The sequence below is a fragment of the Ensifer sp. 22521 genome, assembly GCF_052044795.1.
Lineage (GTDB): Bacteria > Pseudomonadota > Alphaproteobacteria > Rhizobiales > Rhizobiaceae > Ensifer.
Genome location: NZ_JBQENM010000001.1, coordinates 438,444 through 463,578, shown reverse-complemented (window position 1 = coordinate 463,578; position 25,135 = coordinate 438,444). Strand labels below are relative to the sequence as shown.

Here is a 25,135-nt window from a genome sequence, read left to right as displayed (position 1 = left end):
TGTGGCGGCACCCAGTTGATGTTCTGGTTCGGGTCCTTGATGTCGCAGGTCTTGCAGTGCACGCAGTTCTGCGCGTTGATGACGAAGACAGGCTTGCCGTCCTTCTCCACCCATTCGTAGACCCCGGCCGGACAGTAGCGCGTCGACGGGCCGGCAAAGACGTCGAGTTCCGACGTGCGCTGCAGCTCCGGATCCTTGACCTGCAGGTGGATCGGCTGGTCTTCCTCGTGGTTGGTGTTCGACAGGAACACCGAGGACAGCCGGTCGAAGGTCAGCACGCCATCCGGCTTCGGATAATCGATCTTCTGGTGCTGCGCGGCCGGCTCAAGGCTCTGCGCGTCAGTCTTGCCGTGCTTCAGCGTGCCGAAGAACGAGAAGCCGAACAGCTGGTTGGTCCACATGTCCAAGCCGCCGAGCGCAACGCCGATCGCCGTGCCGAACTTCGACCACAGCGGCTTGACGTTCCTGACCCGCTTCAGGTCCTGGCCGATGGCGCTGTCGCGCCAGCCGCGCTCGATCTCGATCGGCTCGTCATTGGCGCGGCCGCTCGCGATCGCCGCCGCCAGCTTCTCGGCCGCGAGAATGCCCGACAGCACCGCATTGTGGCTGCCCTTGATGCGCGGCACGTTGACGAGACCGGCCGAACAGCCGATCAGCGAACCGCCGGGGAACGACAGCTTCGGCACCGACTGGTAGCCACCCTCGGTGATCGCGCGGGCACCGTAGGAGAGCCGCTTGCCGCCCTCGAAGGTGCCGCGGATCGCCGGATGGGTCTTGAAGCGCTGGAATTCCTCGAACGGGAAGAGATAGGGGTTCTTGTAATTGAGGTGCACGACGAAGCCGACGGCGACCAGGTTGTCTTCGAGATGGTAGAGGAACGAACCGCCGCCGGTCTTCATGCCGAGCGGCCAACCGAAGGAATGCTGCACCAGCCCGGGCCGGTGGTTCTCGGGCTTGACCTGCCAGAGCTCTTTCAGGCCGATGCCGAATTTCTGGACGTCGCGATCCCTGGAGAGATCGAATTCCGCAATCAGCTGCTTGGCGAGCGAACCGCGCACGCCCTCGCCGATCAGCGTGTATTTGCCCAAGAGCGCCATGCCGCGGGCGAAGTTCGGTCCCGGTTCGCCATTGCGCTCGATGCCCATGTCGCCGGTGGCAACGCCGATGACCGCACCCTTGTCGTTATAGAGCACTTCGGTTGCGGCAAAGCCCGGATAGATCTCGACGCCGAGGGCTTCCGCATGGCTTGCCAGCCAGCGACAGACGTTGCCGAGCGATACGATGTAGTTGCCGTGATTGTTCATCAGCGGCGGCATCAGGAAGTTCGGCAGGCGCATTGAGCCGGCCGGGCCCAAGAACAGGAAGTGGTCGTCCGTGACCTCGGTCTTGAACGGATGATCGGCCTCGTCGCGCCAGCCCGGCAGCAGCCGGTCGATGCCGATCGGATCGACGACGGCGCCCGAGAGGATATGCGCGCCGACTTCGGCGCCCTTTTCCAAGACGACGACCGAAAGCTCCGGATTGACCTGCTTCAGCCGGATCGCCGCCGCAAGACCGGCAGGCCCCGCCCCGACGATGACAACGTCGAACTCCATGCTCTCGCGTTCGGGCAGATCTTGCTCGGTCATACCGTCTCTCCAGTCTCACCGGTCTTCTGCCGGTTCAGTTCCCAGGACATATCATTCCGTCATGGCAAATGCAGTTTGGCTTGTCGAGCCGGGATGCGACAGACGATGCCCGCTTTTGCGCATGAGGTCATGAGTTTAGGGCAAATGTTTATATGACGTGTACGTAAACGTAAATACATCATTTTGTCGCGTGCCGACGCTATGAGCCATTCGGCCTTGCTTTTGCCGAAGAGCCATGCCACGAGGCCGCCGCACCCTTCCGGCGGTCCGCGCCGGCATATCCCATTCGCAAACGGCACTCGACTCGGCGCCCCTCTGGCGCCCGGACGACGTGTCTTTTGCCGACTTCGGGGCCGGCCGCCTGAACATGCGGAGACGGCCCGACAAAATTACATGTTGCGTTGCGCGCCGCCGGCTTGCTCCGGGCGGCGGAGCGACGCCAGACGCAAGGAGACCACCATATGGCCAAGGCACTGGGCTTCGACTTCGGCACCACCAATTCCGTGCTTGCCGTTGCCGCCGGCGATACCACCCACTCGATGCAGTTCGACAGTCTCGCCGGCACGACCGACGCCATGCGCACCGCGCTTTCCTTCATGAAGGACGCCAACCTTGGCGCCCAGGCACTGAAGGTCGAAGCCGGCCAGGCGGCGATCCGCGCCTTCATCGACAATCCGGGCGACTGTCGTTTCCTGCAATCGATCAAAACCTTTGCCGCAAGCCCCCTCTTCCAGGGCACGCAGGTCTTTGCCAAGCGCCACAGCTTCGAGGATCTGATGCGGGTGTTCCTGAACAAGCTGCGCGACTATGCCGGCGACAGCTGGACGGATCAGTATAGCCGCATCGTCGTCGGCCGACCGGTGCATTTCGCCGGCTCCAGCCCTGATCCGGCGCTCGCGCTTGAACGCTATGGCGCAGCCCTCTCGGAATTCGGCTTCCCGGAGGTGCACTACGTCTACGAGCCGGTGGCGGCGGCCTTCTACTTCGCGCAGAACCTGAAGCAGGATGCAACGGTCCTGGTCGCCGATTTCGGCGGCGGCACCACCGACTATTCGCTGATCCGCTTCGAGACCAAGGCAGGGCGGCTGACCGCAACCCCGATCGGTCATTCGGGTGTGGGCATTGCCGGCGACCATTTCGACTTCCGCATCATCGACAACGTCGTCTCGCCGCTGATTGGAAAGGGGAGTCTCTTCAAGAGCTTCGACAAGCTGCTTGAAGTGCCGTCGAATTACTATGCGAATTTCGGCCGCTGGAATCAGCTGTCCATCTTCAAGACGTTGAAAGATTTCACGGATCTGAAAAAGCTCGTGCGCCAGAGCCTCGAGCCGGAAAAGCTCGAAGCCTTCGTCGACCTGATCGAACATGACGAGGGCTATCCGCTCTACAACGCGATTTCGGCGACGAAGATGCGGCTGTCGCAGGAAGACGAGACCGAATTCTATTTCGCCCCGCTCGGCGAAATGTCGCGCCGCACCGTTCGCCGCAGCGACTTCGAAGGCTGGATCGCGCCGGAGCTGGCCCGCATCGAGGGCGCACTCGACGACGTGCTGCAGTCGACCGCGACGGCGCCCGGGTCGATCGACAAGGTGTTCTTGACCGGCGGCACGTCTTTCGTTCCGGCGGTGCGCGGCATCTTCGAGCGGCGCTTCGAGGCCGACCGCATCGAAAGCGGCGGCGAACTGCTGTCGATCGCTCACGGTCTGGCGCTGATCGGCGAGCACGAGGACATCGCCCACTGGACGGCCAATGCGGCGTAAGCCGAGGCCTGCGCGCCTGATGTGCATGACCTTGGATAGGAATGCCGGGGGCCGGAAAAGCGGTTCCGGTCCGACGGCTTATGGGTTAGGTTGGCGGCCATGATTTCCGCCCACGATCTCTCTCCGGCGCAGCTTGCCGCCCTCCTCGCCTTCCATGCGGATGCGGGCGTCGAATGGCTGCTGGAAGAGGAGCCGGTCGACCGCTTCGCCGAGTTCGAGGCAATGAAGGCGGCGCGCGGCAACGCGCGCGCGCCGGCGGCCAACGACCGTGGGGAGACACCCGCTTCGCAACCGGCTGCACGCCAGACAGCGGCAGCGGCTGCCCCCGCTTCCGCTCCATCCCGCGAAAGCCGCGCACCCGCTCCGGCCGCGAGCGCCCCTGCCGTCGCCATTCCCGATGCGCAGGCGATCGAAGAGGCGCGCTTTGCCGCCGAATCAGCCCGATCGCTCGCCGAGCTCAGGGTTGCGATGGAGGGTTTTGCCGGCTGCAATCTCAGGAACAGCGCCCGCAACCTCGTCTTTGCCGAGGGCGACCCGGCAAGCGGCATCATGATCGTCGGCCCGATGCCCTATGCCGACTGCGATCGCGACGGCCAGCCCTTCGCAGGCCGGCTCGGCGAGATGCTGACCCGCATGCTCGCCGGCATCGGCTTGGCGCGCGAAAGCGTACTGCTCAGCAACGTCGTGCCCTGGCGCCCGCCGGGCAACCGCGTGCCAACGGCGCGCGAAGCCGACATCTGCCGTCCCTTCATCGAACGACAAATCGCCCTTGCCGAGCCCAAACATCTGCTTTTGCTCGGCAATTTCACCGCCCGCTTCTTCTTCGGCGGCAACGACACGATCCATCAGCTTCGCGGCGAATGGCGGGAGCTTTCGATCGGCGGCATCACGGTGCCGACGCTCGCAACGTTGCACCCGCAGGATCTGATGACGGCGCCCGTCAACAAGCGCTTCGCCTGGCAGGACCTGCTTGCCTTCAAGGCCCGGATCCAAGGCTGACCCTCGCCGAATTACGGTGCGCCCATGCGGCGCCAACCTGCCTGCCCGCTTTATGAACAAAGAATGAAGAAAGCCATGCGGTTTGCGCATATCAGCGGCGCATTATGACGCATTGCAAAATGAGATGTTGCAGCGCAATATACTGGCACGGGAGGAATGGAATAAGGAATTGAACCATGACTGCCCGCTTTCGTCCGATCCACAGCAGCTTTGAGACGCTCCGCCACACCGGCGCTGCTTACCGGACGCCGTTCAACCGCTTCGGAACGGCAGCCAACGAGCAGATGACCGCGATCGGCCTTGCCCGGACCACCCGTCCGGCGCAGATTTTCGCCGATTTCATTCAGCGCTGATCCCCACGCGATACGCTTGACCGCGTATCGCGTGCACAAGTCGCCATTATCGGCCGACGACGAAGAAAGGAACGCAACCATGACCAAGCCCATCGTTAGCCTCAAGGTCCTGTTCGATTCGATCTCCGACATCGGTACTGCCGTGCGTGCCTCGCGCGAATACACCATTCTCAGCACCAAGAAGGATGCACGCCGCGCCCATCGCGTGGCCGTGAGCCCGCTGCTGCCGAACTGATCGCTGCCGGCAAAGAGGCCTACCGCCTTTTTGCCATCGCCTGTCGCAATCGACAGCGCCCGAAAAACTGGATAGAGCCACACTCGCTTTGACCTTGGAGTGTCGGGCTCATCCGGTATCCGTCAGACCGTCCTCGCTCCACCTGCGCTTGCCTGCCGTCGCCATCGATGGAGGGGCGCCTTGTTTTCAGGAGCGCCGATGCTGGCCAACCTCGCTTCCGTCTTCAGCCTGATGGTGTCGACCCTGCTCATGATGGTCGCCTTCGGCCTTCAGAGCTATGTCATCCCGGTGCGCTCCGTCGCAGAGAACTGGTCGACGCTGACGGTTTCGATCATCGCCACCGGCTACACGGTCGGCTTCACGCTATCCTGCATCGTCACGCCGAAATTCGTGTTGCGCGTCGGCCATGTGCGCGTCTTCACGGCGCTGATCACGCTGCTTTCCATCGCAATCCTGCTTTGCGGCCTCATCGTCGACTGGCGCGCCTGGATCGCGTTTCGCGCCATATCGGGCTTTGCGATTTCCGGAAGCTACCTCGTCATCGAAAGCTGGCTCAACGAACGCGTCACCAACGAAAACCGCGGCCTGCTGTTTTCGCTCTACCTGATCACGACGATGGTCGGCACGATCGGCGGACAATATATGGTGCCGCTCGGCGACCCGACGAACACATCCCTGTTCATGCTCTGCGCCGTGCTGTTTTCGCTCGCCCTCCTGCCGACGGCCCTCTCCTCCTCGCCGATGCCCGCACCGCCCGCGCAGGCCAAGTTCGACATCCCGACGCTCTTCCGCCGCTCGCCGGTCGCCGTCGTCGGCGGCTTTCTCGCCGGTGCGCTCTCCGGCGCCTGGCTCAATCTCGGCGGCGTCTTCACCCAGAAGATCGGTCTTTCCACCGCCGAAGGTGCGACCCTGCTCGCCTCGCTTTTGACCGGCAGCGCGATCTCGCAGATCCCCATCGGCCGCCTCTCCGACAAGATCGACCGGCGCATCGTCATGATCGGCTGCGGCGTCGTCGGCGTCGTCTCCTGCCTGGTGATGTCGGCCGCAATCGGCAGTTCGCCGACCGTTCTCTACGCCATCGCCGCCCTCGTCGGTTCGGTACTGTTTCCGATCTATGCGCTCAACGTCGCGCATGCGAACGACCTCGCCAAACCCAACGAGTATGTCGAGACATCGTCCGGCCTGATGATCACCTATGGGCTCGGCACGATCTCCGGCCCTCTGATGGTCGGGCCGGTCATGGATCGCTTCGGCCCGGCGGCGCTGTTCCTCGTTCTCGCTGTCTATTTCGCCCTCTATGGCGGCTACGCCGCCTGGCGCATCCTGCAGCGCGAGCAGCACAAGGGCCTGGTCGCCAAGACCGATTTCCAGGCAACGAGCGTGATGCCGACACCCGGACCTGACGTGACGAGCCCCATCGCCCAGCAGATGGCGCAGGAACCGCTGATCGATGACGACACGGTTCCTGCCTGGGATAAGCCGCGCTCATAAAGGCCACCGACAGAAGCGAACTCGCGCTTCGTCCTCAGCCCTGCGGCGTCACGTGCTTGCGGGCGCCCCTGCGCTCCAGCCCGAGCCGATGTTCGCGGAAGATGATGAAGATGCCGGCCCCGACGACGATGGCGGTGCCGATCAGCATGGTGGCCGTCGGAACATCGTCGAACAGAAAATAACCGATGATCAAGCCGAGCACGATCGACGTGTATTCGAACGGCGCGATCGTCGACATGTCGGCATGACGATAGCTCTCAGTCAAAAGGATCTGCGCGACGCCGCCGCAGAAGCCGGCGACCATAAGCAGCAGGAAGGCTTCGCGCGAGATCGACGGCCAGCCGAAGGGCAGCGTCGCCAGCGAGAAGACCGAGGCCGACAGCGAGAAGTAGAGCACGATCGTATGGGTCCGCTCGTTCTTGACGAGCTTTCGCACCAGCACCATTGCCACCGCGCCGAGAGCCGCCGAAACCAGCACCGCTGCGGCGCCCAGCGCCTCCAGCGAACCGACGCCGCCTTCGCGGAAAAGGGTCAGCCGCGGCCACGTGATGATCATCACGCCGACCAGCCCGATGACCACCGCCGACCAGCGATAAAGCCGCACCGTCTCGCCAAGGAAAAGTGCCGCGAAGGCGACGGCGATCAGCGGCATGGCGTAGCCGATGGCGATCGCTTCGGGCAGCGGCAGATGCACGAGGCCGTAGAAGCCGAAGCTCATTGCGAGAATGCCGACGAAGCCGCGGGCGATATGGCCGGTGAAATCCTCTGTCTTGAAAGCATCGCGCAACTGTCCGCGGAAGGCGAGATAGCCGAGAATGGGCACCATGGCGAAGGCCGAGCGGTAGAAGGTGATCTGGCCGGTGGCCATCTCGTTTCCGGCGGCCTTGATCAACGTCGACATGCAAACGAAAATGACGACGGAAAGGACCTTGAGCAGGATCCCCTTCATCGGGCTTTCGACTTCCGCATCCATTGAGGGCACTTTTCGAACAGCCTCCGCCGGCGATCAGCAGACACGAGGGCTGGTTTGGAGATTTTTAGGCGGAGAAACCGCCACAGGACTTCGTCACCTTAGCGACGCTCGGCAAGAAAGTCGGATCAAACTTCGTGATGAATGACGTTTTTTCTTGATCGATTGCCGTTCGGCAAAACGACGTCGAGCTTTTCTTTAGCTGCCGCGAAAAAAACCTTTCCAATTCATGTCTTGTTAGTCCCACTTCGGTACACGTCAATCCGATAAGGGAGCGGGAAGACCTTCGGGAAGACATGCCTTTTCTGTCGAAAGTGCGGTCGCCGGCATCACAATCGTGTGGCATTATCCGACTTTTCGCCCCTTGGCCTTTTCACCATCACAGGCGCCCACTACAAATTCTCCAGTAGAACGGCGCAAGCGGGACTGACCATGCGGACAAATACTGGCCAGATTATTCATCTGGAAGACTATCGGCCGACCAACTTCGTTCTGGAGAGAGTGGATCTGACCTTTGAGCTAGACCCGAAGGAAACCAAGGTCGAAGCCCGATTGATCTTCCATCGTCGCGAAGGCGTCGACGCATCGGCGCCTCTGTTGCTCGACGGTGACGAGTTGAAGATGACCGGCCTGCTGCTGGACCAGGAAGAGCTCGCAACCGCCCTCTACGACGTTGCCGACGATACGCTGACCATCCGCGGCCTACCGGAAACCGCACCCTTCGAAATCACCATCACCACGCTGCTTTCGCCTGATACGAACACGCAACTGATGGGGCTTTACCGCACCAACGGCATCTACAGCACCCAGTGCGAGGCCGAAGGCTTCCGCCGCATCACCTATTTCCCCGATCGTCCGGATGTGCTTGCCGTCTACACGGTCAACATCATCGCCGACAAGGCGTCCGCTCCCCTCCTGCTGTCCAACGGCAACTATCTCGGCGGCGCCGACATGGGCGACGGCCGCCATTTCGCCGCCTGGTTCGACCCGCATCCGAAGCCGAGCTACCTCTTCGCGCTCGTCGCCGGCGATCTCGGCGTCGTCGAGGATACGTTCACGACGATGTCCGGCCGCGAAGTCGCGCTGAAGATCTATGTCGAGCACGGCAAGGAGCCACGCGCCTCCTACGCCATGGACGCGCTCAAGCGCTCGATGAAGTGGGACGAAGATGCCTTCGGCCGTGAATACGACCTCGACATCTTCATGATCGTCGCCGTCTCCGACTTCAACATGGGGGCGATGGAGAACAAGGGTCTCAACGTCTTCAACGACAAATACGTGCTCGCCGATCCGGAAACGGCGACCGATGCGGACTACGCCAATATCGAGGCGATCATCGCGCACGAATACTTCCACAACTGGACCGGCAACCGCATCACCTGCCGCGACTGGTTCCAGCTGTGCCTCAAGGAAGGCCTGACGGTTTACCGCGACCACGAATTTTCCGCCGACATGCGCTCGCGTGCGGTCAAGCGCATTGCCGAGGTGCGGCACCTGAAGTCGGAGCAGTTTCCCGAGGACGCCGGCCCGCTGGCCCATCCGGTGCGGCCGACGAAGTATCGCGAAATCAACAACTTCTATACGACGACCGTCTACGAAAAGGGCTCGGAAGTCACCCGCATGATCGCGACGATCCTCGGCCGCGATCTGTTCAAGAAGGGCATGGACCTCTATTTCGACCGGCACGACGGCCAGGCCGTCACGATCGAAGATTTCGTCGCCTGCTTCGAAGAGGCAAGCGGCCGAGATCTCCGCCAATTCGCGCTCTGGTACCACCAGGCCGGAACGCCGCTGGTCACCGCTTCTGGCGCCTATGACGCGGCCAAGCAGACCTTCACCTTGTCGCTCGAGCAGACCGTGCCAGCGACGCCCGGACAGGGCGCCAAGGAGGCGATGCATATTCCGCTGCGCATGGGTCTGCTGCTTGAAGGCGGCAGCGAAGTCGACCTCTCCTCGGTCTCCGGCGCCGACTTGACCGGCGACGTCCTGCACCTCACGGAGCGCAAGCAGACGGTGGTTTTCTCCGGCATCCCGTCGCGCCCGGTGCCGTCGTTCAACCGCGGCTTCTCCGCGCCGATCAATCTGCATATCGAGCAGAGCGCCGAGGACCTCGCACTAATCGCGCATCACGAAAGCGACCTCTTCGCCCGCTGGCAGGCGCTCAACGCCATTGCGCTCAGCAACCTGGTCGAGGCCACGGCGAATGTCCGCGCCGGAAAGCCGGTCGTTTGCGACAAGGCGCTCATCGACGGCCTGATCCGCGCCGCCGCGGATGACACGCTGGAGCCCGCCTTCCGCTCGCAGGCGCTGGCGCTGCCGAGCGAATCCGATATCGCCCGCGAGATCGGCACGAACAACGATCCCGACGCGATCCACGCCGCACGTCAGCAGATCCTGGTGGCCGTTGCCGCTGCCGGACGCAACACCTTCCTCAAGTTGGCCGAAGACCTCGTTTCGTCAGGCGCGTTCAGCCCGGATGCTGCGAGTGCAGGCCGGCGGGCGCTGCGCAACAGCGCCCTCACATACCTCGTCCAGGGCGATGAAGGGCCGGAGCGCGCCGCCAAGGCCTTTGCCGCCGCCAACAACATGACCGATCTCAGCCATGCGCTGGCGCTGCTCGCGCACCGCTTTCCGGATGCCGCCGAGACCTCGGAAGCGCTTGCGACGTTCCGCAAGCGTTTTGCCGACAACGCACTCGTCATCGACAAGTGGTTCGCCGTCCAGGCGACCATCCCCGGCGCCGCAACGCTCGATCGCGTCAAGGCGCTGATGGCCGAGCCCCTGTTCAATGGCAACAATCCCAACCGCGTGCGCTCGCTGGTGGGCACCTATGCCTTCGCCAACCCGACCGGCTTCAATCGCGCCGATGGTGAGGGCTACCGCTTCCTCGCGCGCCAGATCCTCGACATCGACCCGCGCAACCCGCAGCTTGCGGCCCGTATCCTCACCTCGATGCGTTCCTGGCGCTCGCTGGAGGACAAGCGCGCCGGTCATGCCCGCAAGGCCTTGAAGGAGATTGCCGGAGCGTCGAAACTTTCGGCCGACGTCGGCGACATCGTCGAGCGGATGCTCAAGGCCTGAGTCCTAGAGCATCCGGCTTCAAGTGGAATCACTGCTCTAGAATCAAAGTGCTAGAGCGTCCTTTGTGCGTTCATCTGAACGCACTGCGCTCTGGAACTCATTGATTTTGTTTAGGGCCGGGCCGCTCACGCGACCCGGCCTACTATTTCCCAACGATAAGAAATGGTTAACAAATCTTTACCAACGCCTCTGGACAAGGCGAATCGCCCTGTGATTCATTGAGTCAGATTCGGGCGAGCGGCGCGCCGAATCATCAGAGGGTTTTCAGATTGGGAAAGATGGCGGACGCGCGACAGGCGAGCGCAGCCGACGGGCGGTTGCGACTCAAGTTTCCGGGGCTTGCCGGCCGCCTGGAGCAGGAGTTTATCTCGCAGGCGAAGATCTTTGCCGGACCGACCTCGCGGCGTCTGGCGAGCGCGGAGCCCGTTCTCAAACGTTCCATCCCGATCCTCATCATCGCATTCCTGATCATCGTAGCGGTCTCGCGCATGTCCAGCATCATGGACGAGCACGCCCGCATGGAAGAGAGTTCGCGCCAGACGGTCGGGCTTGCGGCCGCCATCGCGGTTGCGGCCTTCCAGACGGACGGTGCAGCCCTTTTTGACGAGGGCCGCCGCGCGGACGCGGAGCAACGTTTCAGCCAGTATCTGCCAACCGGCATGCTCGATCCCGGCACGTTCATCCTTGCGGTCCGCAAGGATGGCCGGATCTTCGCCAGCACCCAGGAAGGCGGGCCGCTCATCGGCCGGACGCTGGCGGCGGTCGCGCCGGATATCGCGACGTTGCAGTATTTCGGCGAACATTCCAGCGTCATGAAGACACCGATCGTCGGTGTCGACCATATCGTAGCACTGGCGCAATTGCCCGATGCCGCCGGGGTGGTGCTGGCCGCAACGCCGATCACCCAGCTCGAAACGACCTGGCGCGACGAGGTGTCACTCAACGTTACGCTCTTTGCGGGCATTTCGGCGATCCTGCTGATGGTGCTTTACGCCTACTACATTCAGGCCAAGCGGGCCCGCGACGCGGATTCGGTCTTTGTCGAATCCAACCTGCGTGTCGAGACGGCGCTGTCACGCGGCCGTTGCGGCCTCTGGGATTTCGACCTCGCCAACCGTCGGCTGTTCTGGTCGCGGTCGATGTACGAGATGCTTGGCATGCCCGGCGAGAGCAGCGTGCTCTCCTTCGGCGACGCCGCACGGCTGATGCATCCCGATGATCGCGGCATCTACGGCGTTGCGCGCACAATCGCGCGCGGCGACGCGCGCCAGATCGACCAGGTTTTCCGCATGCGACATGCGGATGGCCACTATGTGTGGCTACGCGCCCGCGCGGAAATCATCCGTACCGTTTCCGGGCGGGCGCATCTGATCGGCATCGCCATGGACGTCACCGAGCAGCACCGGCTTGCCCAGCGCTATGCCGAAGCGGACCAGAGGCTCGCCGACGCGATCGAATGTACGTCTGAGGCCTTCGTCCTTTGGGACAAGCATGACCGCCTGGTCATGTGCAACACCCACTTCCAGGAAGCCTACAAGCTGCCGGATCACGTGCTTGTTCCGGGCACCGAACGCATTGCCGTGCAAACCGCGGCAGCACGCCCCGTGGTCGAACGGCGCATCGCCGATCCTGACCGTAGCAACCAGTCGCAGACGAGCGAGGTTCAACTTGCCGACGAACGCTGGCTGCAGATCAACGAGCGGCGCACGCGCGACGGCGGCCTCGTTTCCGTCGGCACCGACATCACGCTTCTGAAACGCCACCAGGTGCGCCTGCGCGAATCCGAGCGGCGTCTGATGGCGACGATCGGCGACCTTTCGGCGTCACGCATGACGCTGGAGCGGCAGAAGACCGAGCTTTCGGTCGCCAACTCCAATTACCAGGCGGAAAAGGAACGCGCCGAAGCGGCGAACCGCGCCAAGTCGGAATTCCTGGCGAACATGTCGCATGAACTGCGCACGCCGCTCAACGCCATCCTCGGCTTCTCGGAGATCCTGCAGAACCAGATGTTCGGGCCGCTCGGCTCGGAGAAATACAACGAATACTCGCGTGACATCCACGAGAGCGGCAAGCACCTCTTGAACGTCATCAACGACATCCTGGACATGTCGAAGATCGAGGCCGGGCACATGCGCATCAGCCGCGAGAGGATCGATCTGGCGCCGTTGATTGAAGAGACGCTGCGCTTCACGACAATCCCGGCGGAGCAGAAGAACATCCGTGTGGTGCAACAGATCTCGTCGGGCCTCACCATGGTCGCCGATCGACGCGCCATGAAGCAGGTGCTGCTCAACCTGCTTTCGAACGCCGTCAAGTTCACCAACAATGGCGGGCGCATTTCGCTTCGAGCGCGCAAGGTGACCGGCGCCGTGACACTGACGATCGCCGATTCCGGCATCGGCATTCCGCGCGACGCCCTTCAGAAGATCGGCCAGCCTTTCGAACAGGTGCAGAGCCAATACGCCAAGAGCAAGGGCGGATCGGGCCTCGGGCTCGCGATCTCGCGCTCACTCACCCGCCTGCACGGCGGCAGCATGAAAATACACTCGACGGAAAACGTCGGCACCATTATCTCGGTTAGAATCCCCGACCGCGCCTGAAGCGGGATCAGGAGAAGTGCGAACGGTTTCCGCTCGCATCCCGCTCAGCATATTGATCGCGATGATTTAACGCGTCAGTGAACGACGCTCAGCCTGAAACCACCGATTGGAAAACGCGCCGCACCGCCTTCGACAGGCGGCGGATGTCTGCCTCCAAGGTTTTCAGGTCCGGATAGTCCCCTGCCCGGCAGACGAGATCGATCAGCCCGGCCGGCGCCTCCTTCGGCTCGAACTCTCCCTCAATGCACAGCCGCACGATCTGCGACAACTCGGTAAAGAGATGCAGCGCCTCCAGGGCGACATCGAGATCGTTTGGGTTCATCAAGGCGTCGCCGAGCAGCTTCAGCGCATCGCCGGTATTGGTGCCGGCAGTCAGCGGCTGAACGCCATTCGCCGGCGCGACGAGCGCCAGGTACTGGCTGATAAATTCGATATCGACGAGACCGCCCGGGATCAGCTTGAAATCCCAAATGTCGCTCGGCGGCTTCTCACTATCGATCATCTCGCGCATGGAGATCACGTCGGCACTCACCTTGGCAACATCGCGCTTGCGGCCGAGGATTTCGGCGAAGATCGCATTGGCCTCAGCAATCAGTTTGTCGTCGCCACAGATGCAGCGCGCCCGGGTCAGAGCCAGATGCTCCCAGGTCCAGGCCTCTTCGCGCTGGTATTTGGCAAAGGCGTTGATCCTGGTCGCGACCGGCCCCTTGTTGCCGGAAGGGCGAAGCCGCATGTCGACCTCGTAAAGAATGCCTTCGGCGGTCGGCGCGGAAAGTGCCGCGATCAGGCGCTGCGTCACCCTCGTGAAATAGCGCGTCGGGTCCAGCGGCTTGGTGCCATCGGACTCGGTTGCCGCCTCATCGTAGTCATAGAGCAGGATCAGGTCGACGTCCGAGCCCGCGGTCAGCTCGTGGCTGCCGAGCTTTCCCATACCGACAACGGCGATGCGGCCGCCGGGGAAATCGCCGTGCACGGAGCGGACTTCGTCCTGCACCGCCTTCACCGCCGCGGCGATGATCAGGTCGGCGAGATCGGTAAAGGCGCGGCCCGCCTGGGCACCCGATATGGCGCCGGTCAAAAGCCGGATGCCGATCAGGAAGCGCTGCTCGGCAGCGATGATGCGCAGGCGGTCGAGCACCTCCTCATAGTGCCGCGCGCCGCCGACGAAATTGGCGATGCGCGGCGCGAGGTAGTCCCGGGTCGGCAGTTCGGCGAGCAGGCCCGGATCGAGCATGCCGTCGAAAACATGGGGACGCGCGGCGATGATTTCGGCAAGCCGCGGCGCCGACGACATGACGTTGACGATCAGTGACAGTAGGCCCGGATTGTTGCCGAGCAGCGAAAAGAGCTGGATGCCCGCCGGCAGGCCGGAAATGAAATTATCGAACCGCAGCAACGCTTCGTCGGCCCGGCGGCTTTCGCCGAAGACGCGCAGAAGCTCCGGCGTCAGCTCGGTCAGCCGTTCGCGCGCTTCCACCGATTGCGTCGCACGGTAGCGGCCGTAATGCCAGGTGCGGATCGTATGGGAGATGTCCGACGGCCGCTGGAAGCCGAGCTTTCGCAATGTCTCCAGCGTATCGGGGTCGTCGCGCTGGCCAGTGAAGACGAGGTTGCCGGTCTCGGTCGAGAGCTTGGCCTCCTGCTCGAAAAGCTGGGCATAGCGGCGCTCGACGGTTTTCAGCACGCGCGACAGCGCCTTGGAGAAAGCGGCCGTGTCCTCGAAGCCGAGCATATAGGCGATACGCTTCAGCTCTGCCTCGGTCTCGGGCAGGACATGGGTCTGCTCGTCGCGCACCATCTGGATCCGGTGCTCCACATCACGCAGGAACCAATAGGCCTCGACAAGTTCGTCGGCTGTCTCCTCGTCGATCCAGCCGGCCTTGACGAGGACCCGCAGCATCGGCTCGGTCGCCCGCTGGCGCAGCTCCGGCATGCGGCCGCCGGCGATCAACTGCTGCGTCTGCACGAAGAACTCGATCTCGCGGATGCCGCCACGGCCAAGCTTGATGTTGTGCCCCTTGACCGCGATCTCGCCATGCCCCTTGTGCGCATGGATCTGCCGCTTGATCGAATGAATGTCGGCGATCGCCGCATAGTCGAGATACTTGCGGAAGACGAAGGGGACCAACTCGCGCAGGAAGCGCTCGCCGCCCTCGATATCACCGGCCACCGGCCGCGCCTTGATGAAGGCGGCCCGTTCCCAGTTCTGCCCCCTGCTCTCGTAATAGAGCATCGCCGCTTCGACCGGGATCGCGAGCGGCGTCGAGCCCGGGTCCGGCCGCAGGCGCAGGTCGGTTCGGAAAACATAGCCGTCGCCGCTGCGCTCCTGCAGGATGCGGATCAGGCGGCGCAGCAGGCGGCCGAAGGTTTCCGAGGCATCATCGCGATCGACGATGATGCCGGATTGCGGATCGTAGAAGACGACGAGGTCGATGTCGGAGGAGTAGTTGAGCTCGAAGGCGCCGAGCTTGCCCATGCCGAGCACGACGACGCCGGAACCGACACTCGGGTAGGCGACGTCCTTGACGATCAGCTTGCCGCTCTCGTGCGCGCTCAGCAGCAGGTGATCTATCGTCGCCGACACGGCAGCACCGGCAAATTCGCTGAGCCAGCGCGTGGTTTCGCGGCCGTCGAAATGCCGGGAGAGGTCAGCAAGCGCCACGGCGAAGGCAAGCTCGCGCTTGGCTCTCCGCAGCCGCGCCATGATCTCCGTGTCGGGCAAAGCAGCGCCACCCTCGTTCGGCTTCCAGGCGTCGCGGGCGCGCCGCACCCGTTCTGTCAGGAAGGTCGTAAGATCAGTGGACAGAAGTTCTTCGAGAATGGCCGGGCGGCTGGCACCGGTGTCGCGCAGGAAGGGCGACAGCGCAAAGGCCGAGACGACGAATGTCTTGAACGGGCTCTCCGAAGCGAGCAGGCTTGCGATCTGGTCATGACCCTTGGCCATGTCCTTCAGCACCGAGAGCGCCGCCTTGGCGTCGGCCTGGGTTGCAGGACGGATCGGCGCCGTCTCGATCTCCCAGCACTGCTGCACCTGTTCCTGCATGCCCTCTCCCTTCCGCTGCAGCGGGTGTGGCGGAACAACCGCGCACACATTCCTCATACCGCCTCTTCTCCGGGAACCGGTCTATCAGGTTGCAGCCATCGGGAAAACCATTTGCACGGTCAGACCCTTGCCACCGTCGCCGGCCGCGGGCTCGGTATCGGCAAGACGCAGCGAGCCGTGATGCGTCTCCATGACCGCCTCCACCAGCGACAGGCCGAGGCCCGTGCCCGGTTTGGACCGGCTCTCATCCAGGCGAACGAAGCGCTTCACCACCTCGTCATGCATTGCTGCAGGTATGCCAGGGCCATGATCGGCGACAGACAGCAGCACATACCCATCGCGCTTTTCCAGAGAGACCTTGATCAGCGGATTGTCCGCACCGTCAGCATATTTGATGGCGTTGTCGATGAGGTTGCCGAGGGCCTGTCCGATCAGTTCGCGGTTGCCCGATATCCCGACGTTCTTGATAACCTCGGCTTCGAGTTTCAAGCCGACATCCTCTGCAACGGGCTCGTACAATTCGACGCAATCGGAAACGATCTCAGAAAGGTCGACCTCGCTCATCTCGGCCGCGGACGAGCCGGCCTCGACCCGCGAAATCATCAAGAGAGCATTAAAGGTCCGGATCAGTTGATCGGACTCGCCAATGATCTCCTCGAGCGCGCCGCGCTGGCTGGTTCCCTTGCGGGCAAGTGCGGCTTCCGCCTTGTTGCGCAGGCGCGTCAGCGGGGTCTTCAAGTCATGGGCGATGTTATCGGAGACTTGGCGCAGACCTTCGTTCAACTTCTCGATGCGGCCGAGCATGGCATTCAGCGATTCCGACAGCCGATCGAACTCGTCGCCGGAGCCGCTCATCGGCAGGCGCTGCGAGAGATCGCCGGCCATGATCTTGGTGCTCGCCTCCGACATGCGGTCGATACGCTTCAAGGCGTTGCGGCCGATGCCGAACCAGATGACGAGCGCGCCAAGCCCCATGACGCCGAGCGCCACCATCAGCGCCTGACGCACCAGCGCGCGAAACTTCTGCGGCTCCTGCAGATCGCGACCGACGAGAATGCGCAGACCATTGTCGAGCACCAGCACGTGGGCGAGCGCCACATGGCTGTCCTTCTTCGTCTCGTCCGTATAGCGCTGATAGGCGAAGGGACGTTCGGTCCAGCCTTCGCTATCAAGCAGTCCCGGTTCGAGGCTTGCGACGTTGCCGGCAAGAATCTCGCCGCTCGGCCCGGCAATGACATAGAGATTTGCGCCCGGCTGACGCGCGCGGCGTTCAAGCGAGCGCAGAAGACCGTTCATGCCGGCGCGATTGTAGACCTGCTCGATCTGCGCCACTTCCGCGGTCACGGCATCGCGGGTCTGCTGCTGCAGCAACCGCTCCGACATGCCGGTGACATAGAAGACGAGGAAGGCCGCACAGAGCGAAAAGAGGATGAGGTAGAGGGCGGAAAGCCGAACCGCGGTCGTTCTGAAGAGAACGCGAAGCTTGCTCATGCGGGGGCCCGGTCATCCTTGATCATGTAGCCGGCGCCGCGCACGGTGCGCAGCAGAGGTACATCGAAGTCCTTCTCGATCTTCGAGCGCAGCCGCGACACATGCACGTCGATGACGTTGGTCTGCGGGTCGAAATGATAGTCCCAGACGTTTTCCAGCAGCATGGTGCGGGTGACGACCTGGCCGGCGTTCTTCATGAGATATTCGAGCAAGCGAAACTCGCGCGGCTGCAGCGGGATCTCCTTGCCCTGGCGGCGCACGGAATGCGACAGGCGGTCGAGTTCGAGATCGCCGACGCGGTAGACCATGTCCTGCTCGGGCGTACCCTTGCGGCGGCCGAGCACCTCGACACGCGCCAGCAGCTCGTTGAAGGCATAGGGCTTTGGGAGATAATCGTCGCCGCCGGCGCGCAGGCCCGTGACACGGTCGTCGACCTGCCCGAGCGCCGAGAGGATCAGCACCGGCGTGTGGATATCCTTGCGCCTGAGTTCGGTGATCACAGACAGGCCATCGCGGCGCGGCAGCATGCGATCGACCACGAGAACATCGTAGCTGTTCTCGCTGGCCATGAAGAGGCCGCTCTCGCCGTCGCTGGCGTGATCGGAAACGATGCCTGCTTCACGGAAGGCTTTCGCCAGATAGGCTGCCGCCTCGAGATCGTCTTCAATGATGAGAATCTTCATACGCGCGACCATAGTCCCGGACCCCTATCTGTCTCAACCGGTTTCGGCTTTCCGACAACCGGCCAGACAACCGGATTGGCGAATGCCCTCGATCGCGGAAGCATCGGTCGGATGGACCCAAAATCATCGTGATCGATTTTCGTAAGTGAGAGCGGGATGCGGGTGGAAAACCGCACACACCTTCCTCATCCCGCTCCAAACGGCGAGCGCCGCGAAATCACTTGGAAATCGCGGCGCTCCGGTCAATCATTTGACTGCCGCGATCAGCCCTGATCGATCGGTAGGGCCACGAAGCGGCTACCGTTCTCGGCCTCTATCTGGAAGAGCGCCTTGCTCCGGCCGTCCTTCTTGGCAGCGTTGATGACCTTGAGGATATCGTCGGCAGACTTCACCTCCTGATTGTTCACGGAGACGATCTTCTCGCCCGTCTTCAGGCCACGGTCGCTGGCATCGGAGTCCTCATCGACCGAGGCGATGGTGACGCCCTTGCCGTCGTCGGACGGCACGACGGTGACACCGAGGTCAGCCAGCGCCTGTTCACTCGAAGGCTGTGTTTCTTCGGACTGGTCGTCCTGACTCTTGGCTGCTTCCTTGTCATCCTTCGGCAAGGTACCGATTTCCAGCTTCACGCTTTCGGACTTGCCATTGCGCCAGAGCGCGAGGTCGACGGTCGTGCCCGGGCGGATTGCGGCCACCTTGCGGGCAAGATCACGCGGATCCTTGACCGTGTCGCCATTCAGAGCGGTGACAACATCGCCCTTCTTGATGCCGGCCTTTTCACCGGGAGAGCCGGCCTGCGGCTCGACGACGAGCGCGCCGCTTGCCTCAGCCAGGCCGAGCGATTCGGCGATGTCCTTGGTCACCGGCTGGATCTGCACGCCCAGCCAGCCGCGGGAAACCGAACCATCCTTGATCAGGTCGGCGACGACGTCCTTGGCGGTAGCTGCGGGGATAGCAAAGGCGATACCGACGTTGCCGCCCGACGGCGAGAAGATCGCGGTGTTGATGCCGACCACTTCACCGGAGAGATTGAAGGTCGGACCACCCGAGTTGCCGCGGTTCACGGCCGCGTCGACCTGCAGGTAGTCGTCATAGGGGCCGGAGCCGATGTCGCGGCCACGGGCCGAGATGATGCCCGAGGTCACGGTGCCGCCGAGGCCGAACGGATTGCCGACAGCAACCACCCAGTCGCCGACACGAACCTTGCTGTCGTCAGCCCAGCTGACATAGGTGAACTTGCGCTTGTCATCGACCTTGAGCACGGCGAGGTCGGTGCGGCTGTCCTTGCCGATCAGCTTGGCATCAAGTTCGGTACCGTCATTGAGGATGACGGTGAAGGCCGAGCCGTCGGAAACGACGTGATTGTTGGTAACGAGGTAGCCGTCTTCGGAGATGAAGAAGCCCGAACCCTGCGACGTCGGACGCAGGCGACCTTCGCCATGCGGGCCACGGCGACCCGGGCCACCGCGCTCGGCACGGTCATCGCCGCGCGGGCCGAATTCCTTGAAGAAGCGCTTCAGCGGGTGATCATCCGGCAGGTCGTCGAAGCCGCGACCGTTAAAATCGAAGGTGAAGTTGTTGCCCTCTTCGGAAACCGGATTGACGCGCGACTGGACGCGGACCGAAACGACGGCCGGCGAAACCGCCTCGACGACGTTGGCAAAGCTCGGCACCGACGGTGCTTCCACCTTCACCGCTTCAGCGAAGGACTGGGAGACGCGCGCCGGCAGGCCGGAGGTCAGCATGACGGCAGCAAGGCCGGCAACCGTCGAGGCCTTCAGAACGGTCTTGAGGGAGGGACGCAGGGATTTGGTCGTAATCATCCGTTTTGCCTTTTCTCTTCCTTGATGCGGCCTCAGCGGCTGCATCGAAACCTGGTTGCGATGTCCGCCTTCAGGGAGAGGCGGGCTCGTTTGGCTGACTGGAGGTCCAGCCGATGACGAAAGATGTAACGGATGGGACCTTACTGAGTTCTGTCCGGAAAATGAATTTTTGGTAATGTTCGGCGACAGCGAAGAGGGACACTGCTCAAGCCCGTTCCAAAGCGTGGGCCATCACAAATGGCTCCGCTCTCCAACCGGAGAGATCCCCAACGGTTTCAACATGTTGGCCTGGAGACGAGGAGCGCGAAGCGGCAAATTGCGCCACGTCGCTTTTTGACAGACGTCAGGGCTGAAGCAGCTTCTTCAGCTTTTCCTTTTCATCCTCGGAAAGCGGCGTTCCCTTTGCCTGGGCGCCGCGCCGGCGGGCCGCAATGACAAGGGTGATCGCCCCGACGAGCAGCAGGGTCGCGGGCATGCCCCACAGGATCAGCGTCTTTGTCTCGAAGCGCGGCTTCAGCAGCACGAATTCGCCGTAACGGGACACGACATAATCGATCACCGCTTCATCGCTGTCGCCATTGGCCAGGCGCTCGCGCACAAGCACCCGCAGGTCCTTGGCGAGCTCCGCATTGGAATCGTCGATCGACTGGTTCTGGCAGACCATGCAGCGGAGCTCGGCCGAGATCGCCCGCGCCCGCGCTTCCAGCGCGGGATCGGCGAGCACTTCGTCCGGATTGACCGCGAAGGCCGAGCCGATCGGCGAGAGAAACAGCAGAAGCGCCAGCAGCAGACGGGTCATTCGGCAGCTCCCACCGGTACTGTCTTCGCCCGCTTGGCCCGGGCCGGCGCGCCGACGCGCAGGCGACGGTCGCTCAAGGACACGAATCCGCCAGCTATCATGAACAGGGTTCCGCCCCAGATGCAGAGGATCATCGGCTTCCACCAGATGCGCACGACGATACCGCCTTCGCTGATCTGGTCACCGAGCGAAACATAGAGCTGGCTGAGGCCGAAGGTGCGGATGCCCGCTTCCGTCGTCGGCATGCGGCGCGCCTGGTAGAGGCGCTTCGACGACCAGACCTCAGACACGGCAACGCCGCCGCGGCTGATGGTGAAGTGACCGGATTCTTCGGTGTAGTTCGGGCCGCTACCGTTACGCATGCCATCGAAGCGCAGGGTGTAGCCGCCGGCATCGACCGTCATGCCGGGCTTCATCTCGACCACGGTCTCGGTTTCGAACGCCGTGACGGCGACGATGCCGATCAGGGTGACGCCGAGACCGATATGAGCAAGCGCCGTGCCGAAGGCGGAGCGCGGCAGGCCGGTGAAGCGCCGCCAGGCAACGTTGCCCGCGACCTTGCCAAGACCGGAGCGCAAGGCGAGATCCGTCAGGGAACCGGCGATCAGATAGACGCCAAGAGCGATGCCGAAGAGCGCCAGGACCGGGCCGCCATTCATTGCGTAATAGTAGCCGGTACCGAACACGAGACCGACCGCAACCGCAGCGAAGAGCCGCTGGGCGACGCCGACCAGGTCACCGCGTTTCCAGGCGAGCAATGGACCGAACGGTACCGCGAAGAGCAGCGGCAGCATCAAGAGACCGAAGGTCATGTTGAAGAACGGCGGACCGACGGAGATCTTGTCGCCGGTGAGCGCCTCCAGCACCAGCGGGTAGAGCGTGCCGGTCAGCACGGTCGCGGCCGCCGTCGTCAGGATCAGGTTGTTGAAGACAAGGGCGCCTTCCTTCGAAATCGGCGCGAAGATCCCGCCGGCTTTCAGATGCGAGGCACGCAAGGCGAAGAGTGTGAAGGCGCCGCCGATGAAGAAGACGAGGATGGCGAGAATGAAGATACCGCGCGTCGGATCCGTGGCGAAGGCATGAACCGAGGTCAGCACGCCTGAACGTACGAGGAAGGTGCCGAGCAGCGACAGCGAGAAGGTCATGATCGCGAGCAGCACGGTCCAGATCTTCAGCGCTTCGCGCTTCTCCATGACCAGGGCCGAATGCAGCAGCGCCGTGCCCGCGAGCCAGGGCATGAAGGACGCGTTTTCCACCGGGTCCCAGAACCACCAGCCGCCCCAGCCAAGCTCGTAGTAGGCCCAGTAGGAGCCCATGGAAATGCCCGCAGTAAGGAACGTCCAGGCGGCAAGCGTCCACGGGCGCACCCAGCGCGCCCACGCGGCATCGATCCTGCCCTCGATCAAAGCGGCAATCGCAAAGGAGAAGCAGACAGAGAAGCCGACATAACCGAGGTAGAGCAGCGGCGGATGAATGGCGAGGCCGACATCCTGGAGGATCGGGTTCAGGTCCTTGCCTTCACCAGGCGCCGGGATCAACCGCGCAAACGGATTGGACGTCAGCAAAATGAAGAGCGCAAAGGCCATCGCGATCCAGGCCTGGACCGCAAGCACATTCGCCTTCAGCGTTTCCGGCAGGTTGCGCCCGAAGGCTGCGACCAGTGCCGAGAAGAACGTCAGGATCAGCAGCCACAGCAGCATCGATCCCTCGTGGTTCCCCCACACACCCGAGATCTTGTAGATCAGCGGCTTCAGGGAATGGGAGTTTTCCCAGACGTTGCGAACCGAGAAGTCCGAGGTCACATAGGCGAAGGTGAGCACAACGAAAGCGAAAGCGACCAGCAGAAAACAGGCGACCGCTGCGCTTGACGCCAGTTCCATCAAGCCGCGATCGTTCAGCCGTGCTCCGAGGATCGGCAAAGCGGCCTGGATGACCGCGGTCGCCAATGCCAGGACCAGCGCGTAGTGTCCGAGCTCGATGATCATTTAATGGTTTCCTTCCCGCTGAGCTCAACGCCCTGGGCCTTCAAGCGGTCGGCGACGTCCTTCGGCATATAGGTCTCGTCATGCTTGGCGAGAACCGTATCCGCCACGAAGACGGAACTCCCTTGAACGAAGGCTCCCTCCGTCACCACGCCCTGCCCTTCGCGGAACAGGTCGGGCAGGATGCCCGTGTAGGTTACCGGCACGCCGGCAAGCGTATCGGTGACGGTAAAGGTGACCGTCTTGCTGTCGCCGCGTTTCACCGACCCCCCTTCAACCACACCGCCGAGGCGGATGCGCGTACCCGGAGAGACGTTCGCCTTGGCGAGATCGCTCGGCACGTAGAAATAGGCGATCGCCTGGCTGAAGGCGAACATGACAAGAAAGGCTGCGAGAACCAGGAAGCCGACGCCGCCGCCGATGATCGCCAGTCTTTTTTGTTTGCGCGTCATTGCGTCACTCCATCGGTCGCAATCCCGAGTTCACGAGCAAGCGTCAGGAGCTGTTTGCCCCCGTCGCCATCGGCCGGGAAGGTCTTCAGGCCCTCCTTTAGCGCTGCCGCGGCCTTGTCTCGTTGATCAAGGACAACATGGGAGCGGATCAGTCGCGCCCAGCCTTCGAGGTTATCTGGATTTTCCTTGAGGCGGCTTTCGAGGCTTTCGACCATGCCGCGGATCATTTCCTGACGATCGCCGGAGCTCATGCTCTCGGCGGCAGCGACATCCTCGGCGTTCGGATTGCCAGGTGCGGCAGCGCTGCTGGTGCCGGCGCCCGTCAGCTCTGCCACATGCTGCTTGACCAGCGGCAGCCATGGCGCGTCCGCAGGCGACGTCGCGACCAGCCTGTTGAAGGCAGTCAGCGCCTCCTCCTTCTTGCCTTCCTGCTTGAGACCGAGGGCAAGGTAGAATTCCGAGCGCGGATCATTGGGGTCGAGCGTCAGTGCCTGCCGGAGCGCCTCCTGCGCCTTCGTCGTCACGAGGCCGTCGGATTGCACAACGAGCGCCTCCGCGTATCCGCCGAGACGCGCCGGCGTCGGCCCCAGCAAGCGGATCGCCCGGTCATAGGCGTCAACCGCTTCCTCAATGCGGCCGTTGCGCATGTAGATCGGCGCGAGCAGATCCCAGCCGGCGCCATCGTTGGGGTTCACCGCAAGGTGATTTTCAGCCTTGGCGATCAGGACATTGATGTCGCCGTTGGGATCGGCAAGACGAGCGGCAAGCGGCTGAGCCGGCACGCCCGGGTTCCCCGTCAGCAAGTAAAGACAGAGCCCAACCACGGGAAGACAGAGCAGCACGAATACCTGGGCCAGACGATTGGCCCCGCGCCGCGGCGAAACGGCCGTCGCCACAGCGCGATCGCTGTCGCCGGCTGCCAGCAATCGGCGCGCCACTTCGGCGCGCGCAAGCTCGGCATCGTCGCTGCCGATCAGACCGCTGTCCTGATCGCGCTTCAGTTCGTCGAGTTGGTCGCGATAGACCTCGATGTCATGGCTGTGGGGAGACGATGGGGCTTCCCCTGCCCGCGTCAGCGGGAGGATCAGCACGGCGGCGACGGCCGCCGTCAAAGTGGCGACGAGGATCCAGAACAACATGGACGCTCAATACTATGAGGCCCATGCCATTCCAACTCGAAAACCCGTCATGACGGAGATTTGAGGCGTTTCGCCGCAACGGCCGGCCAAGCCCGTCCCTGACAACGCTCGGACGCCTCAGAGAAGCTGCGCTCAGGTCAGCGGCGTCCAGCTGCCGTCGGGATTGCGGCACGCGGCACCCCGGGCCGTCTTCGCCTGGGTCTTGACCGTGACGGTATGGCTGTACTGGCGGCAATTCTGCGATCCGACCTGATAGGGAGCGGCCGCAACGACGGAGCCGCTGACGCCGCGTCCGTTCCAGGTCACAGGCTGGCCACCCGGTGCCGCCTCGAGTGCGCGATACTCCGCCTCAAGCGCCCGCTGGCGGTCGGACGTACCGATATCGAGATCGGCAAGGCGACCGATCACGCCGCCCTGAAGCGCAGCGATGTAGGTTGTCGAGGAGACAGCGCGGGTCGCGGTCGAACCGAGGCCAGCGACAGCACCCTTGCCGCCCGAGGTGGAGCCGCAACCGGCAAGAGCCACGGCCGACGCGATCACCACGATCCTACCGCCAACGACAAAAGTCCGTGTCATTTCTGCCTGGTTCCTCATGATCCGCGACAC

18 protein-coding genes are annotated in these 25,135 nt (G+C 63.1%); 7 read left to right on the top strand and 11 right to left on the bottom strand.

The window, feature by feature from the left end:
* Positions 1-1,628 (bottom strand): electron transfer flavoprotein-ubiquinone oxidoreductase (locus tag ACTJKE_RS02205; RefSeq protein ID WP_440691105.1); only part of this gene is annotated, 1,628 nt, incomplete at its 3' end.
* 461 nt (positions 1,629-2,089) lie between these two features.
* On the opposite strand from ACTJKE_RS02205, the gene ACTJKE_RS02200 reads away from it, so the two are divergent.
* The 5 genes from ACTJKE_RS02200 (at position 2,090) to ACTJKE_RS02180 (ending at position 6,466) form a co-directional block, all read left to right on the top strand.
* A complete protein-coding gene (locus tag ACTJKE_RS02200) occupies positions 2,090-3,388 on the top strand; it encodes an Hsp70 family protein (RefSeq protein WP_057250363.1) in 1,299 nt (432 codons plus the stop codon).
* Between the two features lie 99 nt (positions 3,389-3,487).
* On the top strand, positions 3,488-4,387 hold the full coding sequence (locus ACTJKE_RS02195) for a uracil-DNA glycosylase (protein WP_113132874.1): 900 nt from the start codon (positions 3,488-3,490) through the stop codon (positions 4,385-4,387).
* Positions 4,388-4,563: 176 nt separating this feature from the next.
* Positions 4,564-4,740, top strand: a complete 177-nt coding sequence (locus tag ACTJKE_RS02190) for a hypothetical protein (protein WP_089043882.1) — start codon at positions 4,564-4,566, stop codon at positions 4,738-4,740.
* A gap of 79 nt (positions 4,741-4,819) precedes the next feature.
* Positions 4,820-4,975 carry a hypothetical protein gene (locus ACTJKE_RS02185; protein ID WP_093232127.1) on the top strand — a complete coding sequence of 52 codons (156 nt, stop codon included), beginning with the start codon at positions 4,820-4,822 and terminating at the stop codon, positions 4,973-4,975.
* Positions 4,976-5,173: 198 nt separating this feature from the next.
* Positions 5,174-6,466, top strand: a complete 1,293-nt coding sequence (locus tag ACTJKE_RS02180) for an MFS transporter (protein ID WP_058320289.1) — start codon at positions 5,174-5,176, stop codon at positions 6,464-6,466.
* Positions 6,467-6,500: 34 nt separating this feature from the next.
* On the opposite strand, the gene ACTJKE_RS02175 is transcribed toward ACTJKE_RS02180, so the two are convergent.
* The gene (locus tag ACTJKE_RS02175) at positions 6,501-7,439 is read right to left on the bottom strand and encodes a DMT family transporter (protein ID WP_440691103.1); all 939 of its coding nucleotides are present in this window, start codon (positions 7,437-7,439) and stop codon (positions 6,501-6,503) included.
* A 429-nt stretch (positions 7,440-7,868) separates the two neighbouring features.
* Between ACTJKE_RS02175 and pepN the strand changes: the two genes are divergently transcribed.
* Together pepN and ACTJKE_RS02165 are read left to right on the top strand one after the other, a co-directional pair.
* Entirely contained in the window at positions 7,869-10,517 is a 2,649-nt protein-coding gene (pepN, locus tag ACTJKE_RS02170; protein ID WP_440691101.1) for an aminopeptidase N, read from the top strand.
* A 269-nt stretch (positions 10,518-10,786) separates the two neighbouring features.
* On the top strand, positions 10,787-13,117 hold the full coding sequence (locus ACTJKE_RS02165) for a PAS domain-containing sensor histidine kinase (RefSeq protein ID WP_057250371.1): 2,331 nt from the start codon (positions 10,787-10,789) through the stop codon (positions 13,115-13,117).
* An 88-nt stretch (positions 13,118-13,205) separates the two neighbouring features.
* On the opposite strand, the gene ACTJKE_RS02160 is transcribed toward ACTJKE_RS02165, so the two are convergent.
* From ACTJKE_RS02160 to ACTJKE_RS02120, 9 genes are all read right to left on the bottom strand, one after another.
* Complete coding sequence (locus tag ACTJKE_RS02160; protein ID WP_058325579.1) at positions 13,206-16,160, bottom strand: bifunctional [glutamine synthetase] adenylyltransferase/[glutamine synthetase]-adenylyl-L-tyrosine phosphorylase; 2,955 nt, start codon at positions 16,158-16,160, stop codon at positions 13,206-13,208.
* Between the two features lie 84 nt (positions 16,161-16,244).
* Positions 16,245-17,651, bottom strand: a complete 1,407-nt coding sequence (locus ACTJKE_RS02155; RefSeq protein WP_057250375.1) for a sensor histidine kinase — start codon at positions 17,649-17,651, stop codon at positions 16,245-16,247.
* On the bottom strand, positions 17,648-18,346 hold the full coding sequence (locus ACTJKE_RS02150) for a response regulator transcription factor (RefSeq protein WP_057250377.1): 699 nt from the start codon (positions 18,344-18,346) through the stop codon (positions 17,648-17,650). Before ACTJKE_RS02150 ends, ACTJKE_RS02155 begins: the two co-directional genes overlap by 4 nt.
* 251 nt (positions 18,347-18,597) lie before the next feature.
* The gene (locus ACTJKE_RS02145) at positions 18,598-20,157 is read right to left on the bottom strand and encodes a Do family serine endopeptidase (RefSeq protein WP_113132792.1); all 1,560 of its coding nucleotides are present in this window, start codon (positions 20,155-20,157) and stop codon (positions 18,598-18,600) included.
* Between the two features lie 343 nt (positions 20,158-20,500).
* Positions 20,501-20,956, bottom strand: coding sequence for a cytochrome c-type biogenesis protein (locus ACTJKE_RS02140; protein ID WP_112995398.1), 456 nt, complete (start codon positions 20,954-20,956; stop codon positions 20,501-20,503).
* The gene (locus ACTJKE_RS02135) at positions 20,953-22,941 is read right to left on the bottom strand and encodes a heme lyase CcmF/NrfE family subunit (RefSeq protein ID WP_113132793.1); all 1,989 of its coding nucleotides are present in this window, start codon (positions 22,939-22,941) and stop codon (positions 20,953-20,955) included. The genes ACTJKE_RS02140 and ACTJKE_RS02135 overlap by 4 nt, the downstream gene beginning before the upstream one ends.
* Entirely contained in the window at positions 22,938-23,390 is a 453-nt protein-coding gene (gene ccmE, locus ACTJKE_RS02130) for a cytochrome c maturation protein CcmE (protein WP_057250386.1), read from the bottom strand. The genes ACTJKE_RS02135 and ccmE overlap by 4 nt, the downstream gene beginning before the upstream one ends.
* The gene (gene ccmI / locus ACTJKE_RS02125) at positions 23,387-24,529 is read right to left on the bottom strand and encodes a c-type cytochrome biogenesis protein CcmI (protein ID WP_440691100.1); all 1,143 of its coding nucleotides are present in this window, start codon (positions 24,527-24,529) and stop codon (positions 23,387-23,389) included. Before ccmI ends, ccmE begins: the two co-directional genes overlap by 4 nt.
* A gap of 132 nt (positions 24,530-24,661) precedes the next feature.
* Complete coding sequence (locus ACTJKE_RS02120) at positions 24,662-25,105, bottom strand: hypothetical protein (RefSeq protein WP_057250390.1); 444 nt, start codon at positions 25,103-25,105, stop codon at positions 24,662-24,664.
* Positions 25,106-25,135: the final 30 nt, after the last annotated feature.

Coding starts and splice junctions, on each gene's coding strand:
- ACTJKE_RS02200 (WP_057250363.1), top strand. CDS start 2,090: ATGGCCAAGGCACTGGGCTTCGACTTCGGCACCACCAATTCCGTGCTT.
- ACTJKE_RS02195 (WP_113132874.1), top strand. CDS start 3,488: ATGATTTCCGCCCACGATCTCTCTCCGGCGCAGCTTGCCGCCCTCCTC.
- ACTJKE_RS02190 (WP_089043882.1), top strand. CDS start 4,564: ATGACTGCCCGCTTTCGTCCGATCCACAGCAGCTTTGAGACGCTCCGC.
- ACTJKE_RS02185 (WP_093232127.1), top strand. CDS start 4,820: ATGACCAAGCCCATCGTTAGCCTCAAGGTCCTGTTCGATTCGATCTCC.
- ACTJKE_RS02180 (WP_058320289.1), top strand. CDS start 5,174: ATGCTGGCCAACCTCGCTTCCGTCTTCAGCCTGATGGTGTCGACCCTG.
- ACTJKE_RS02175 (WP_440691103.1), bottom strand. CDS start 7,439: ATGGATGCGGAAGTCGAAAGCCCGATGAAGGGGATCCTGCTCAAGGTC.
- pepN (WP_440691101.1), top strand. CDS start 7,869: ATGCGGACAAATACTGGCCAGATTATTCATCTGGAAGACTATCGGCCG.
- ACTJKE_RS02160 (WP_058325579.1), bottom strand. CDS start 16,160: ATGCAGGAACAGGTGCAGCAGTGCTGGGAGATCGAGACGGCGCCGATC.
- ACTJKE_RS02155 (WP_057250375.1), bottom strand. CDS start 17,651: ATGAGCAAGCTTCGCGTTCTCTTCAGAACGACCGCGGTTCGGCTTTCC.
- ACTJKE_RS02150 (WP_057250377.1), bottom strand. CDS start 18,346: ATGGTCGCGCGTATGAAGATTCTCATCATTGAAGACGATCTCGAGGCG.
- ACTJKE_RS02145 (WP_113132792.1), bottom strand. CDS start 20,157: ATGATTACGACCAAATCCCTGCGTCCCTCCCTCAAGACCGTTCTGAAG.
- ACTJKE_RS02140 (WP_112995398.1), bottom strand. CDS start 20,956: ATGACCCGTCTGCTGCTGGCGCTTCTGCTGTTTCTCTCGCCGATCGGC.
- ACTJKE_RS02135 (WP_113132793.1), bottom strand. CDS start 22,941: ATGATCATCGAGCTCGGACACTACGCGCTGGTCCTGGCATTGGCGACC.
- ccmE (WP_057250386.1), bottom strand. CDS start 23,390: ATGACGCGCAAACAAAAAAGACTGGCGATCATCGGCGGCGGCGTCGGC.
- ccmI (WP_440691100.1), bottom strand. CDS start 24,529: ATGTTGTTCTGGATCCTCGTCGCCACTTTGACGGCGGCCGTCGCCGCC.
- ACTJKE_RS02120 (WP_057250390.1), bottom strand. CDS start 25,105: ATGACACGGACTTTTGTCGTTGGCGGTAGGATCGTGGTGATCGCGTCG.